The organism is Bordetella genomosp. 5 (assembly GCF_002261475.1).
GTDB lineage: Bacteria > Pseudomonadota > Gammaproteobacteria > Burkholderiales > Burkholderiaceae_B > Bordetella.
This window is the reverse complement of record NZ_NEVN01000004.1, coordinates 576,697-590,300: the sequence shown is the minus strand read 5'-3', so window position 1 is coordinate 590,300 and position 13,604 is coordinate 576,697. Positions and strand designations below refer to the sequence as shown.

Genomic DNA, 13,604 nt, shown 5'->3' with positions numbered 1-13,604 from the left:
CCCCAACAGGACGGCCCCCGTCTCGTTGGAGACGCTGCCGTGGAATGCGATATGTCCCGATTTTCCGAATCCGCTACGGCGCCGCTGTCCGGCGCCGCACCCCGCTCCGGCGCCGACCGCGATCACGCCGGTCAGGCGCACGACCGTGATCGCGCGGGCCATGCCCAGGACCACGCCCGCGATGCGCACGGGCACGACCACGACCACGCGGCCACCTGCGGTCACGATCATGCGCACGGGCACGGCCACACCCATGACGACGAACAGGGTCATGCGCACCGGCACGCGCACGCGCCTGATCCCGAGCACGGTCATGCGCACCGGCACGAGCACGCGGCTGAACCCGACTATGGTCAGGACGGCTCCCGCGCGCACGCCGACCCTGCCGCGCATCGGCATGGCGGCTGCTGCGCCCCGGCCGCCGTGGCCGCCGCCCCCGCCGCCGCGCTCCAGGCCGGCCCGGGCCAGGCGGTGGCGCGCGTGCGCATCGGGCAGATGGACTGCCCCACGGAAGAAACCCTGATCCGCAAGAAGCTGGGCGGCATGGACGGCGTGCACGCGCTGGACTTCAATCTGATGCAGCGGATTCTGACCGTGGTGCATGCCGAAGCGGCGCTGGATCGCGTGCTGGCCGCCATCAAGTCGCTGGGCATGACGCCGGAATTGCTGGCGGAAGATGCGCCCGCGCGCGCGGCGGAGCCCGCGCCGTCCGGCGCATGGCGCTGGCTCGCGGCGGGCGGCGTGCTCGCCGTGGCGGCCGAGGCCGCGCACTTTGCCGGCCTGCCGTCCGGCGTTACGGCCGTGCTCGCGCTGGCCGCCATTGCCGCCTGCGGCCTGACGACCTACCGCAAGGGCTGGATTGCCGTGCGCAACGGCAATCTCAATATCAACGCGCTGATGAGCATCGCCGTCACCGGCGCGGTACTGATCGGCCAATGGCCCGAGGCGGCCATGGTCATGTTCCTCTTCAATGTGGCGGAGCTGATCGAAGGCCGCGCGCTGGACCGCGCACGCAATGCCGTGCGCGGCCTGATGGATCTCGCGCCGCAGACGGCGCATGTGCGCCAGCCGGATGGCCAGTGGCGCGATGTGCCCGCCTCGGCGCTGCGCATCGGCGACCGGGTGCGCGTGCGTCCGGGCGAGCGCATCGCGGCCGACGGCGAGGTCGCCGAAGGCCGCTCAACGGTCGACCAGGCGCCTATCACCGGCGAGAGCATTCCGGTCGACAAGGCGCCGGGCGACGCGGTGTATGCCGGCACGGTCAACGCCTCCGGCTCGTTCGACTACCAGGTGACGGCCGCCGCGGGCAACACCACGCTCGATCGCATCATTCATGCGGTCGAGCAGGCCCAGGCCGCGCGGGCGCCCACCCAGCGATTCATCGACCGTTTCTCGCGGGTCTACACCCCCACCGTGGTGGTGCTGGCGGCGCTGGTGGCGCTGGTGCCGCCGCTGCTGCTCGACCACGGCTGGCTCGATTCGATCTATCGCGCACTCGCGTTGCTGATCATCGCCTGCCCCTGCGCACTCGTGATTTCGACGCCGGTAAGCGTGGTGAGCGGTCTCACGGCCGCCGCGCGCCGCGGCATCCTGATCAAAGGCGGGGTCTACCTCGAAGAAGGCCGCAAGCTGCGCCGGCTGGCGCTCGACAAGACCGGCACGCTGACCCAGGGCCGGCCGGTACAGCGCGACCTGACCGTCGTGGCGCCGCAGGATCACGCCGATGCCGCGCGCATCGCGGTGAGCCTGGCCGCGCGTTCGGATCACCCCGTATCGCGGGCGCTGGTCCAGGCCGACACGGCCGATGCCGCCACGCGTCTGGAGGTGCAGGACGTCGAGGCCCTGGCCGGTCGCGGCGTGGCCGGCACGATCGCCGGCGTGCGTTATCACCTGGGCAACCGCCGTCTCATGGCCGAGCTCGGCGTGCTCACCGACGCGGCCGAGCGCTACATCGACGAGGCCGAGAACGCCGGCGCCACCGCCATCGCGCTGGCGGATGGGCAGCGCGTGCTGGTGCTGGCCAGCGTGGCCGACATGCTCAAGCCGACCAGCGCGGCGGCCATCGCCGACCTGCACGCGCTCGGCGTGAAGACGCTGATGCTCACCGGCGACAACGCCCGCGTCGCCACGCGCATCGGCGCCGAACTCGGCATCGACGAGGTGCGCGCCGACATGCTGCCCGAGGACAAGCTGGCTCAGATCGAAGGCGCCCTGGGCCGCGAAGGCCAGGTCGGCATGGTGGGCGATGGCATCAACGACGCGCCGGCGCTGGCGCGCGCCGACATCGGCTTCGCCATGGGCGCGGCCGGCACCGGCACCGCGATCGAGACGGCCGACGTCGCGTTGATGGACGACGACCTGCGCAAGGTCGGCACCTTCGTGCGCCTGTCGCGCGCGACGCACCGCGTGCTGATGCAGAACATCATCCTCGCGCTCGGCATCAAGGCCGTGTTCCTGGCGCTGGCCGTCACCGGCCACGCCACCCTGTGGATGGCCGTGTTCGCGGATGTGGGCGCCAGCCTGCTGGTGGTGGCCAACGGGCTGAGGCTGCTGCGCGCGGGGCGCTGATGGGCGTCGTGGCCGGAAGACGAGACCGCGTCAACGGCCCAGAGGCCACCCTGCGCCCGCGCCGCGCACCGGCTGCGATATAGTGCGGTTCATTCTCGCCTACCTTCCTGACCGCGCCGCACGCGGGTCCACCGGATGCAAGACCTCAACGACCTTTATTACTTCGTTCAAGTGGTGGACCACGCCGGCTTCGCGCCGGCCGGCCGCGCCCTGGGCATCCCCAAGTCCAAGCTCAGCCGCCGCATCGCGCTGCTCGAAGAGCGCCTGGGCACCCGCCTGATCCAGCGCTCCACGCGGCGCTTCACGGTCACCGACATCGGCCAGACGTATTACGGCCACTGCCGCGCCATGCTGGTCGAAGCCGAGGCGGCCGACGAGGCCATCGCGGTCAACCGGGCCGAACCTCGCGGCGTGGTGCGCATGACCTGCCCCGTGGCGCTGCTCGAAGCGCAGGTGGGCGCGATGGTGGCCGACTTCATGGTCGCGCACCCCTTGGTGCATGTGCATCTCGAAGACACCAACCGCCAGGTCGACGTGGTCGGCGAAGGCATCGACGTCGCGCTGCGCGTGCGGCCCGGCCCGCTGCAAGACAGCGATCTGGTGCTGCGCATCCTGTCCGAACGCGGCCAATGCCTGGTGGCCAGCCCCACATTGCTCAAGCAGATCGGCGCCGAGCCCTTCACCTCGCCGCTGGACCTCACCCGCCTGCCCAGCCTCGCGCTCGGCCTCGGCGCGGCGCAGGCCGAGCAAGCCTGGCACCTGATCGGCCCCGACGGCCAGACGGCCACGGTGCCGCATCGCCCGCGCCTCATCACCCGCTCCATGCTCGCCCTGCGCGCATCGGCGCTGGCCGGCGTGGGCGTGGTGCAGCTGCCCAACATGATCGTGCACGAACAGCTCGCCCGCGGCGAACTGGTGCATCTGCTGCCGGGTTGGGCGCCCCGCCGCGAAATCGTGCACGCCGTCTTCGCCTCCCGCCGCGGCCTGCTGCCCTCGGTGCGCACGCTGATCGACTTCATGGCCGAACGCTTCGAGCAGATCGGAGACTGAGATCGGTCAACGCGGCGCCCCGCCCTGGGGCGTCGACCTCCGCTGGTACGAACCCGCTGTGCGCATTCCGTGCACACGCGCTCTCCCGTTGCGTTCCATCGGGTCCAATGCTGTACGCCGGCGGCAGGCGCGGGCGCGCATCAGTCTGAGCTTAGCTCGGGGAGGTGCCTTCTTACGTATCCATAGGAGTACCATTGATGGCACCACTAATTGCGCTCAAGCCGCCCCGGGAGTTCGCCATGGCCCACGTCATCCTCGCTGAGATTGCCGCGAGCGTCACAGATCTGAAACGCGACCCGATGGGCACCGTCGCGGCGGGCGGCGGGTTTCCCGTGGCGATCCTCAACCGCAACGAGCCCGCCTTTTACTGCATCCCCGCGCAGGCCTATGAGGCACTGCTCGATCGCCTCGAAGATCTCCAACTGAACGCGACCGCCGACGCGCGCCGCGACGACCGCGAGATCGAGGTGTCGCCCGATGAGCTATAGGCTGAGGTTTAAAGCCGCGGCCTGGAAGGAATGGCACGATCTCGACGCCACCGTGCGAGCGCACTTCAAAAACAAGCTGCTGGAACGCCTCCTGAATCCACGGGTGCCGCCCGCAAAACTGGCGGGCCATCCCGACCGATACAAGATCAAGCTCCGGAGCGAGGGCTATCGGCTGGTCTACGAAGTGCGCGACGGCGCACTGGTGGTGCTGGTGGTCGCGGTCGGCAAGCGAGACCGCGACGCGGTGTATAGAGCGGCGGCGCGTCGCTAGGCACGCCCGCGAACGGCGGCCTGTCCCATCCCGCGCGGTATCATGTGCCGACCCGGGATCGCCCGCGGCGCCCTGGCCCGGCCATGCGATCCGCCGCCGCCCGCGGCCAACGCCCGAACCGGCTTGCCGCGCGCCGACAAACCATAAAGAACACCGAACGCCATGCAGTTAACCACCTGGAACGTCAATTCCCTGAATGTCCGCCTGCCACAGGTACTCGCTTGGCTCGAGGCCAATCCGGTCGACGCGCTGTGCATCCAGGAGCTCAAGCTCACCGACGACAAGTTTCCGGTCGAGGCCTTTACGCAGCTCGGCTATCACGCGGCGTGGGCGGGCCAGAAAACGTATAACGGCGTGGCGATTCTGTCGCGCGAGCCGGGCTTCGCCCTCACGCGCAACATCCCCGGCTACGACGATCCGCAGCAGCGCATCCTGGCCGTCACCCTGCCCTCGCCGGCCGGCGACGTGCGGGTGATCTGCGCCTACTGTCCCAACGGCCAGTCCGTGGGCAGCGACAAATACGCCTACAAGCTGGAATGGTTCGGCAAGCTGCGGCACTGGGTCGAGGAAGAGATGCGCACCTACCCGCGCCTGGCGCTGCTGGGCGACTACAACGTCGCCCCCGCCGACGCCGACGTGCACAACCCCGAAAAATGGGAAGGCCAGGTGCTCGTGTCCGAGCCCGAGCGCGCGGCCTTCCGCGCCCTGCTGGATCTGGGCCTGGCCGACTCGTTCCGGCTCTTCGATCAGCCCGAAAAATCGTTCACCTGGTGGGATTACCGGCAGTTCGCCTTCCGCCGCAACGCCGGCCTGCGCATCGATCACGTGCTGCTCTCCGATCCGCTGCGCGACGCCTGCACGTCGGTGGTCATCGACCGGGCCATGCGGGCCAACGAACAGCCCTCCGACCACGCGCCGGTAACGGCCACGCTCAAATTCTGAGCACCCCACGAGCCGCTACACGCCCGGAAAATTTTCGGGTATAGTTTTGCTCTTGCTTGATTTGGGGCGGTAGCTCAGCTGGGAGAGCGTCGCGTTCGCAATGCGAAGGTCGGGAGTTCGATCCTCCTCCGCTCCACCAAATTCAGCAAAAAGGCCTCCGATTCGTCGGAGGCCTTTTTCTTTGGTTGATGGCATTTGCCGCCGCGCCCCGCGCTCCGGGTTCACCGCATCCGCATCGACTTGGGCGAATGGCCGTAGGCGGTGAAGCTGCCCAGGTGCGGGTAGCCCACCTTGTGGGTCACGGTGGACACGCGTTTTCCCGCCTCGAGCAGGTCGAGCGCGGCAACGTGCTGCCGCGGGCAGGCGAGATTCCGGCGGCGATACTGGCCGCCGGCCTGCAGCAGGTGCAGGCGCTGGGCCGGCTGGCATTCCCCCTCGGGCCAATCTGGGTCTACCAGGGACGCCGGCCCGAACGAGCGGACGCGGATGTCCCTTGCGCTTGAGATCGCGCGTGAGGTTGAGCGCGCGGCGGGCAGGCTCCACCTGACACGGCTGCCCCCGGCTCGCTCACTTTCTCAATACTGCGCGCGCACCGTCAGCATCACGTTGGCGGGCTCGCCGTAGTAGGTCTGGCGCGCCGACCCGCCGGCATAGCGTTCGAAGTAGCGCTTGTCGAATACATTGTTCACGGTGAGCGTGGCCGAGAGACGCTCGCTCCAGGCGTACCCCGCCTGCACCGTGAAGACCGAGTGGCCGCCCTGGCGCCAGCGAACGTTGCCGTAGTCGGCATACGTGGCGCTCGACGTGCGCATGCCCATGCCCACGAACGCGCCGTGCGCCAGCTGATCCGAGAAACGGTAGCGCGTCCAGAGGTGGAACTGATGACGCGGAAAAGTCGAGTCGAAGGCAGTGCCGACCACCTCGGGCAGGCCGTCGCGATGCTTGGTCTGGGTGTAGGCGTAGCCGGTGGTGATGTCCCAGCGCGGCGTGACGCGGCCCGTGAGCTCGGCCTCGAAACCCTGGCTGCGCACCTTGCCCGCCGCGATCGAATAGTCTTCGTTCAGCGGGTCATCGACCGCCCTGCCCTTGTCATCGATGCGGAACACCGCGACGTGCGCATTCAGCCGATCATCGAGAAACGCGCCCTTCAGACCCAGTTCGACCTGCGCGCCGGTGCGGGGCGACAGGAACGTGTCGCCCAGCGCGCGTTCCGTTTGCGGCGCGAAAATCCGGTTGTAGCTGGCGTAGGCCGATACCTGGCTGGTCAGATCGTAGATTGCGCCGACGTTCGGCACGAAACGCGCGTTGATGCTCTGATCGTTTTGCGGCGCGTCGGGATCGCGCGACTTCCACCAGGCGAGCCGGCCGCCGACCAGCACGGTGAGATCCTGCATCGGCTTGATGCGCGTGGATGCGTACGTGCCGTATTCCAGCGTGCGCGGCTCGGGCGGATCGCCGAGGTCATTGTCGGGCAAGTGCAGATCATTGTCGGGCGTGTCCACGTTCTGGCGCCAGATGCGATAGCGCTCCTGGATCTGCCCGCCCTTGAACTCCTGCAGATTGGCGCCCACTGTGAACGAATGCGTGCGGCCCCAGGCTTCGAACGGCTGGGTCACAAAGGTGTCGAGGCCGCGATTGATCTGGGTGGACTTCTGCCAAGCGCCCTCGAGGTCGAACTCGCGCGTGACAGGATTGACCATGCTGTTCGAGATGAAGCGGTCCATGCTGTTGCGTGTCACGTACTGGTTGGCGGTGGTGCGCCACCGTGCGCCACTCTCGAAACGATGATCGAGCTCGACAAACGCGCTGTGGCCACGGTCTTCCTTCACGCCATGGCGCGATCCCAGGAAGGTCGAACGCGAGTAGTCCGGCGTGCGGCCGCCCGCGATCAGCGGCAGGCCGGCGAATGCCACCGACTCGCCACGCTGCTGCGTCATCCCTGCCGACAAGGTGGTGGACGGGGTGAAGTCGTACTCGAGCGTGGCGTACACCGTCTGGGTGCGCTGACTCACCTCGTCGACAAAGCTGCGGCCTTGATCGTGGATCGCCACGATGCGCCCGCGCAGCGAACCGTCGGCGTTCAGGCCGCTGGTCAGATCGAGCTCGCCGCGATAGCGGTCCCAGCTGCCGACCATCGCCGCGCCGGCGATGCGCGTCTCGGCATGCGCACGCTTGCGCGCCAGGTTGATCGTGCCGCTGGGCTCGCCCGCGCCCTCGAGCAGGCCCGCGGGGCCGCGCCAGACTTCCACGCGGTCATACAGGCCCATGTCGAGCAGCGCGCTGCCCCACATGCCCTGACCGCCACGCAATGGCATCCCGTCGACCAGATAGTTGTTCAGCCGGAACCCCCGCGAGCGCAGATTGACCACGCCGGTGGATGTGGCGAACACCCGGATGCCCGTGACATGCTCCATCGCGTCGCCCAGCGACACGGCGTTGCGGTCATCGAGGTTGGCGCGTGTGAGTACCGAGACCGACTGCGGAATTTCCTTCAGCGGCACCTCTTCCTTGCCGATCGACACGGCACGCGCCGTGTACTCGCCCGTGCCTTCGCTGACCGGATCATTCCAGCGGCCGGACACCACGACCGGCGCCAATTCCGCGGCGGGCGAACCGGCGGCGGACGGCAGCGCGCGCAGGCTCAGCGCCCCGCTCGGCGTATGGACAAGCTCCAGACCGGTGCCCCGCAGCGCGGCCCGCAGGGCCTCTGCCGGCGTGGCGGTGATGTTCACGCCCGGACTCTGGCGCCCCTCGACGAGCTGCGCCGGCACCGCGAGCGCCAGACCGCTGCCGTTGACGATGGCGTTGAGCACATCGCCCAACGCCCCCGGCGCGATCACATAGGGCCGGGCCGCGTCAGGCCGGGCCGCGTCAGGCCGGGCCGCGTCAGCTTCGGTCGTTCGTGTATCGGCGGGAAGGGTCTGGGCCAGCGGGGCCTGCCAGGGCAGCGCCCCCGTGGCCACGATGGCCAGGATCGGGGCAATCCGGTAATGCATGAAGAAAACTCCTGTCGCGTTGCGTTCCTGATGGAGTGCAAAACCATCAGGCGCACTGGACAGGCATTTTCAAAAAGTTACATTCAAGCCGCTGCCGCGAGATCGATGGTGATCCACCACGGCCCGATCCTCTGGATCTGGATGGGCAGGGTGTCGGCCAGCGCATCGAGGGCGCGCGGTACATCGTTGAGCGGCAGGCTCGCGTGCACGGGCAGACGCGCCGCGGCGGGCGAGACACGCAAAATGCCGGGGGTGTAGCGGCGCAGCGCGGCCACGACTTCGCCCAGCGGCAAAGGCGCCGCCGAGAGATAGCCCGATTCCCATTCCGCACCGGTGACCGCTCCTCGCAACGCCAGGGCATGGCCGTCCTCGCCCATCAGCAGCCCTTCGCCCTGCTCCACGCGATGCGCCGCGGTGCCGCGCCATGCGACCTCCACGGCATCGCGCAGCGCAAAGATGCGCACTGCGGCGTCGAGCCGGCTCGCCACGAAGCGCCCCTGCGCGGCCTGCACGCGCACGTCTCCAGCGATGAGCTCGAACGCGGGCCAGGCCTCGCGAGCGGCCGGCGCCACCTCGGCGATCACATCGCCGCCGCGCAGCCTGACCTGCCGATGCGTGGCATCAAACCGCACGTCGGCCGCGGACCGGGCGTTGAGCATCAGATGGCTGCCATCCGGCAGGTCGAACGACTTGCGTTGCGCCGTACGCGTGGCCATGTCAGCCGCCAGCGTTCCCAGAGGCACGACACGATCAGTACCCCACGCGCCTGCCCCCACGCCGGCCAGCAGCAACAGCGACTTGAGCGCGGAGCGGCGCGCCGGCTGACGCAGCATCTGCCGCAATGCCGCCTGCTCGCGGCCCGGCAGGCGCCCATCCACCGCGGCGATGGCGTGCAACGGCGTGGCCAGCCCTTTTTGCAGGCGCTGCCAGGCTGATTCATGCGTGGGAGATGCGGCCAGCCAGGCATCGAAGCGGGCCTGGTCCTTGGTGGTGGCCCGGCCGGAGCTCAAGAGCGCCATCCAGTCCATTGCCTGATCGATTGCGCGTTCCATGGTGTCCGGGGCCCCGCTCAGAAAAGACCGTTCTTTTCGCAGCACTGCAGGGCCTGCTTCATGTACCGCACCACGGTGCGAAACGACACCTGCAGGCGCTGCGCGATTTCGTCATAGCTCAGACCGTCGACCTGGCTGTGAAAAAACGCCGCGCGCGCGGGCGCCGACAGGCCGTGCAAGGCATGGTCCAGACGCTGAATCGCATCGATCATCAAGGTCACGTCTTCGGCCGAAGGCGCGACCTCGGGTGCGAGTTGGGCCAGCGTATCGAGGCAGGCCCGCTCCAGCTCGCGCTCACGGTAGCGCCGATACACCAGCCGCTGGCCGATGCGCATCAAAAAGGCGCGGGGATGCTGGATGACCGAAAGATCGGTCTTGCGGAACAGCAGCTCGGTGAAGGTATCGCTGCACAGATCCTCGGCCTCGCCGTGGTCGCGCACGTGCCGCAGCAGGCGCGAGGTCAGCCACCGATGGTTCTCTTTGAAGAGCGTATGCAGCGAACGATCGGTGAGATCGGAAGACATCCCGCACGCGGGCCCCGGGCCCTGTAATTGATAATAATTACCATTATAGAGGCAAGCCGGGGCGGCGAGCGTCAGCCCTGTTTGGGCGGCAGTTCCGCCAGCGCGTCCATCACGCGCGCCGAGTACACCATGGCGGCGCCCGCGTTCAGCGCGACGGCCACGCCGAGCGCCTCGGCGACTTCTTCGCGCGTCGCGCCCGCCTTGTCGGCCGCCGCCGCATGCACGGCGATGCAGCCATCGCAACGCGTGGTCACGGCCACGGCGAGCGCGATCAGCTCACGCGTCTTGGCGTCGAGGTGGCCGGTTTTTTCGCCGGCGCGCGCGATCGTCTGGTAGCCGGCCAGCGTGTCCGGCGTGAGCTTGCCGAGTTCGCCGATGCGGCCGCCGAGTTGTTTGCGATAGTCGTTCCAGTCCAGCATGGTGAGGCTCCTTCATGAGACCGGCCGTCATGGCCGGTGGGATTCGAGGTGTCCCGCCGGCTCGTGCCGGCGAGGTGATGGAGTCATTCTGCGCCCGACGGCACGCGCCTTTAAGACTTAGAATCCTCATTCTCTAGCGAATTCGTCTCAAGCCCGAGGTCCGGACGCGGGAAGGAGACAAGAACATGGATGCACTGAGCCAGCTGCTGACGCTGGGCCGTTTCGAAGCGCGCATGGACGTGCGCTGCCTGCTGGACGGCCCGTTCGTCATGCCGCACGACGCCATGCCCACCAACGAGCTGCCCTTTCACCTGCTGCTCTCGGGCCAGTGCACGGTGCGAACGGCTTCGGGCGAGATCCCCATGCAGGCCGGTGACTTCGTGCTGATCAGCCACGGGCAGGCGCACACGATGGCCCATAGCGGCGCCGCGCGCGTTCGCAGCGCCGGCCGCGCCCTCACACGCAGCACGCCCGGCGAGCATGCGACGCTGCCGTTGGTCAGCAACCTGGGCACGCAGGCCCGCGCCAGCGTGGATCTGGTCTGTGGCCGCTATGTGCATCCCCCCGGCGCCGGCGCGCTGCTCACGCAGGTGCTGCCGCCGGTGTTGCACGCCACGCTTGCCGCGGCGACGGAGAGCCCGCCGCTGGATGCGCTCATCGCGCTGCTGCGCGCCGAGTCGGCCACCGCGCGGCCCGGCGCGCATGCCTTGATCAACGCGTTGGGTCAGGCCCTGCTGGCGCTTGCGCTGCGCGCGCATGGCCGCGCGGCACATGCCCCGCCCGGCATGCTGCGGCTTCTGGCCGACGCGCGGCTCGCCCCGTCGATTCAGGCACTGCTGCGCGAACCGGGGGCGGACTGGACGCTCGATACGCTGGCCGAGCGCGCCGCGATGTCGCGCGCCACTTATGCACGGCAAGTGCAGGCGGTGGCGGGAACGGCGGCGGGCGCACTGGTGTCGCGGCTGCGCATGATGCAGGCCTGCGAACTCCTGCAGGACCCGCGCCGATCGGTCGCCGACGTGGCCGACGCCGTGGGCTATCGTTCCGAAGCGGCTTTCGGCAAGGCGTTCCAGGCCGTGCTGGGCGAGCCGCCCGGACGCTGGCGGCGCGCTCGCGCGCAGGGTTGATTCGCGGGCAACTGATGCACACGCCTGCTGCGCGCGCCTGTTGCACGCGCCTGTTGCACGCGCCTGCTGCGTGCGCCGGTTGCACGCGTCTGCTGCACGCGCCTGCTGCGGGCACCTGATGCACGCGCCTGCTACACGCCCAGGCGCGCGCCCGCTGCTTTCCTACAGCCTGCCCACGCCCACCCACACGCGGGTCTGCACCACGCGACTGACGAGATCGTGGAAGTGCGCGGGCGCATCGCGCAACACGGCCACGCCCTGGATCATGGTGCGCAGATCGAAGGTCAACGCGCGCCTGACTCGCGCGGGCGCGGGTTCGCCGGGCGGCAGGTGCAGCGCTTCGGGCGCGGGCTCGGTTTCCTGAATCGCCACCACGCGCGCTTCGCGATCGCGGCGCCGCTGGGCCGGGCCCGTCAGCAGATCGGGGAGGCGGCGGATGCCGTTGCGCAGCATGTTGGGCGCGGCATAGCGGACCGGTGCGATGACGAGGCGTACGCCTTCGGCACCCAGGGCCGCTTCGGTAATGGCCGATACCGATGACTGCACGATGACCGTGCCTTCGGGCGCGGCGTCCGACGAGGTGGCGGCGGCGTTGGCTTCGCCGCCGAGAAACCAACGCTGCATGCCGATCAGGGCCTGCGCGCCGTCGAGATCGGCCTGGCCGCGCCATGGCACCAGACGTTCGCGCCAGACCGCGGGCACTTGCACGGCCTGCCCACAGGCGAGGCCGGCCGACAAGGTCTGGCTCGCGGGCCAGACCGTGTTGCGTCCATGAAAACGCACCTGCTCGAACTCGAGCAGTTCCATCAGCTCGCGGAAGTTCATGCGGCAATACAAGCGCGCGGAGGTATCGAGCCGCTTATCGATATAAACATTGCTCACGGCGGGTCTCCTTGGCGTAGATGGGTTTCGTCAAGGGGCCGGCACATGCGCGCGGGTGCTTGCCGCGGACATGCTGCGCGAGGGTTTGTCGACTCGAGTCAATCGCGGCGTCATGCACGCCAGCCGCTCGCGCGTGGACGCGAACGACATGTCTGATTCCCACATTTTGGGCGCCCGCTAATTATTTGTAGCGATTTGATAAGCACCCAAACCACGCCCCCGCGCGGCCCTCATTACAGTTTAGGCCGCGAAGCTTTCAATCGCCTGTGGCACATCCACTCCTATACCGATATGGGGTGTGCCTAATCTGTTTCACGAGAAAGAGGAAAAATCCAGAATGAAAAAGCAAACCGCTCTGCTCTCCGCACTGACGGCCAGCCTTCTGCTCGCCGGTTGCGCAAACCTGAGCAGCATGAACACCGACGGCCTGATGTCCGCCGGTAGCGACATGGCGAAGGCAATGAGCCTGACGGATGCGGACATCGTCCAACTCTCTGACGCAGCCTGCAAAGAAAGCGATTCGCAGGAAAAAATCGCCCCGGCCAACAGCAAGTACACGAAGCGCCTGAACACGCTGATGCGCGGCTTCGGCAACATGGATCTGAATGGCCAGAAGATCAACTACAAGGTCTACATGACCAAGGACGTGAACGCCTGGGCCATGGGCAACGGTTGCGTGCGCGTCTACAGCGGCCTGATGGACATGATGAACGACGACGAACTGCGCGGCGTCATCGGCCACGAAATGGGCCACGTCGCCCTGGGTCACAGCAAGAAGGCCATGCAGACCGCCTACGCGGTGAGCGCTGCCCGCGGCGCCGCCACCTCGGCCGGCAACAGCGCCGTCTCGGCCCTGTCGTCGTCGCAACTCGGCGAGATGACCGAAAAGCTGGTCAACGCCCAGTTCTCGCAATCGCAGGAGACCGCGGCCGACGATTACTCGTTCGACCTGCTGACCGAAAAGAAGATGAACCGCAAGGGCCTGATCACGGCCTTCGAAAAGCTGGCCAAGCTCGACGGCGGCGAAAGCAGCATGTTCAGCTCGCACCCGTCCTCGCCGGACCGCGCCGCGCGCCTGCAAAAGCGCCTGCAAAACGGCAAGTGATCGACGGCCGCCGGCTCACGCTGGCGGCTTTGCAGACGCAACCGGGAGCCCCTGCGGGCTCCCGGTTTTTTTTTAGCCGGGCCGTCCCAAGAAAAAAAGCCCCCTCGGGGGGCAGCAAGCCGAAGGCGCAGCGTGGGGGCAACCCGCTTTGTTGCGTCTGGCATAAATGGCGCACGCCAG

General features: G+C 68.2%; 12 protein-coding genes and 1 tRNA gene. 8 read left to right on the top strand and 5 right to left on the bottom strand.

Features of this window, described 5'->3' with window-relative positions; all coding sequences use genetic code 11:
- Nucleotides 1-51: 51 nt before the first annotated feature.
- The 6 genes from CEK29_RS09165 to CEK29_RS09140 all read left to right on the top strand — a co-directional run bounded on the left by CEK29_RS09165 (nt 52) and on the right by CEK29_RS09140 (nt 5,458).
- On the top strand, nt 52-2,568 hold the full coding sequence (locus tag CEK29_RS09165) for a heavy metal translocating P-type ATPase (protein WP_094857893.1): 2,517 nt from the start codon (nt 52-54) through the stop codon (nt 2,566-2,568).
- Nucleotides 2,569-2,703: 135 nt separating this feature from the next.
- Nucleotides 2,704-3,618 carry a LysR family transcriptional regulator gene (locus tag CEK29_RS09160; protein WP_094799277.1) on the top strand — a complete coding sequence of 305 codons (915 nt, stop codon included), beginning with the start codon at nt 2,704-2,706 and terminating at the stop codon, nt 3,616-3,618.
- A gap of 239 nt (nt 3,619-3,857) precedes the next feature.
- A complete protein-coding gene (locus CEK29_RS09155; RefSeq protein ID WP_094857892.1) occupies nt 3,858-4,106 on the top strand; it encodes a type II toxin-antitoxin system Phd/YefM family antitoxin in 249 nt (82 codons plus the stop codon).
- Nucleotides 4,096-4,377, top strand: a complete 282-nt coding sequence (locus CEK29_RS09150) for a type II toxin-antitoxin system RelE family toxin (RefSeq protein WP_094799275.1) — start codon at nt 4,096-4,098, stop codon at nt 4,375-4,377. The genes CEK29_RS09155 and CEK29_RS09150 overlap by 11 nt, the downstream gene beginning before the upstream one ends.
- Before the next feature lie 162 nt (nt 4,378-4,539).
- Nucleotides 4,540-5,319, top strand: coding sequence for an exodeoxyribonuclease III (gene xth / locus CEK29_RS09145; RefSeq protein WP_094857891.1), 780 nt, complete (start codon nt 4,540-4,542; stop codon nt 5,317-5,319).
- Between the two features lie 63 nt (nt 5,320-5,382).
- Nucleotides 5,383-5,458 (top strand) — tRNA-Ala (locus CEK29_RS09140).
- Nucleotides 5,459-5,894: 436 nt separating this feature from the next.
- Here CEK29_RS09140 and CEK29_RS09135 read toward each other — a convergent pair.
- The 4 genes from CEK29_RS09135 to CEK29_RS09120 all read right to left on the bottom strand — a co-directional run bounded on the left by CEK29_RS09135 (nt 5,895) and on the right by CEK29_RS09120 (nt 10,310).
- Entirely contained in the window at nt 5,895-8,315 is a 2,421-nt protein-coding gene (locus CEK29_RS09135; RefSeq protein WP_094857890.1) for a TonB-dependent siderophore receptor, read from the bottom strand.
- Nucleotides 8,316-8,398: 83 nt separating this feature from the next.
- Nucleotides 8,399-9,367 (bottom strand): DUF4880 domain-containing protein, encoded by a 969-nt coding sequence (locus CEK29_RS09130; protein WP_094857889.1) that lies wholly within the window; start codon nt 9,365-9,367, stop codon nt 8,399-8,401.
- Nucleotides 9,368-9,384: 17 nt separating this feature from the next.
- Nucleotides 9,385-9,891, bottom strand: a complete 507-nt coding sequence (locus tag CEK29_RS09125) for a sigma-70 family RNA polymerase sigma factor (RefSeq protein WP_094799271.1) — start codon at nt 9,889-9,891, stop codon at nt 9,385-9,387.
- 71 nt (nt 9,892-9,962) lie between these two features.
- On the bottom strand, nt 9,963-10,310 hold the full coding sequence (locus CEK29_RS09120; RefSeq protein WP_094799270.1) for a carboxymuconolactone decarboxylase family protein: 348 nt from the start codon (nt 10,308-10,310) through the stop codon (nt 9,963-9,965).
- Between the two features lie 185 nt (nt 10,311-10,495).
- Between CEK29_RS09120 and CEK29_RS09115 the strand changes: the two genes are divergently transcribed.
- Nucleotides 10,496-11,437: an AraC family transcriptional regulator gene (locus CEK29_RS09115; RefSeq protein WP_094857888.1), complete on the top strand. Its 942-nt coding sequence runs from the start codon at nt 10,496-10,498 to the stop codon at nt 11,435-11,437.
- 162 nt (nt 11,438-11,599) lie between these two features.
- Here CEK29_RS09115 and CEK29_RS09110 read toward each other — a convergent pair whose 3' ends face one another.
- Nucleotides 11,600-12,319: a hypothetical protein gene (locus CEK29_RS09110; protein ID WP_094857887.1), complete on the bottom strand. Its 720-nt coding sequence runs from the start codon at nt 12,317-12,319 to the stop codon at nt 11,600-11,602.
- A 337-nt stretch (nt 12,320-12,656) separates the two neighbouring features.
- Between CEK29_RS09110 and CEK29_RS09105 the strand changes: the two genes are divergently transcribed.
- Nucleotides 12,657-13,424, top strand: a complete 768-nt coding sequence (locus CEK29_RS09105) for a M48 family metallopeptidase (protein WP_094799267.1) — start codon at nt 12,657-12,659, stop codon at nt 13,422-13,424.
- The last annotated feature ends 180 nt before the right edge of the window (nt 13,425-13,604 follow it).

Excerpts from the sequence above, each read along its gene's own strand:
- CEK29_RS09165 (WP_094857893.1), top strand. The coding sequence starts at position 52 with ATGTCCCGATTTTCCGAATCCGCTACGGCGCCGCTGTCCGGCGCCGCA.
- CEK29_RS09160 (WP_094799277.1), top strand. The coding sequence starts at position 2,704 with ATGCAAGACCTCAACGACCTTTATTACTTCGTTCAAGTGGTGGACCAC.
- CEK29_RS09155 (WP_094857892.1), top strand. The coding sequence starts at position 3,858 with ATGGCCCACGTCATCCTCGCTGAGATTGCCGCGAGCGTCACAGATCTG.
- CEK29_RS09150 (WP_094799275.1), top strand. The coding sequence starts at position 4,096 with ATGAGCTATAGGCTGAGGTTTAAAGCCGCGGCCTGGAAGGAATGGCAC.
- xth (WP_094857891.1), top strand. The coding sequence starts at position 4,540 with ATGCAGTTAACCACCTGGAACGTCAATTCCCTGAATGTCCGCCTGCCA.
- CEK29_RS09135 (WP_094857890.1), bottom strand. The coding sequence starts at position 8,315 with ATGCATTACCGGATTGCCCCGATCCTGGCCATCGTGGCCACGGGGGCG.
- CEK29_RS09130 (WP_094857889.1), bottom strand. The coding sequence starts at position 9,367 with ATGGAACGCGCAATCGATCAGGCAATGGACTGGATGGCGCTCTTGAGC.
- CEK29_RS09125 (WP_094799271.1), bottom strand. The coding sequence starts at position 9,891 with ATGTCTTCCGATCTCACCGATCGTTCGCTGCATACGCTCTTCAAAGAG.
- CEK29_RS09120 (WP_094799270.1), bottom strand. The coding sequence starts at position 10,310 with ATGCTGGACTGGAACGACTATCGCAAACAACTCGGCGGCCGCATCGGC.
- CEK29_RS09115 (WP_094857888.1), top strand. The coding sequence starts at position 10,496 with ATGGATGCACTGAGCCAGCTGCTGACGCTGGGCCGTTTCGAAGCGCGC.
- CEK29_RS09105 (WP_094799267.1), top strand. The coding sequence starts at position 12,657 with ATGAAAAAGCAAACCGCTCTGCTCTCCGCACTGACGGCCAGCCTTCTG.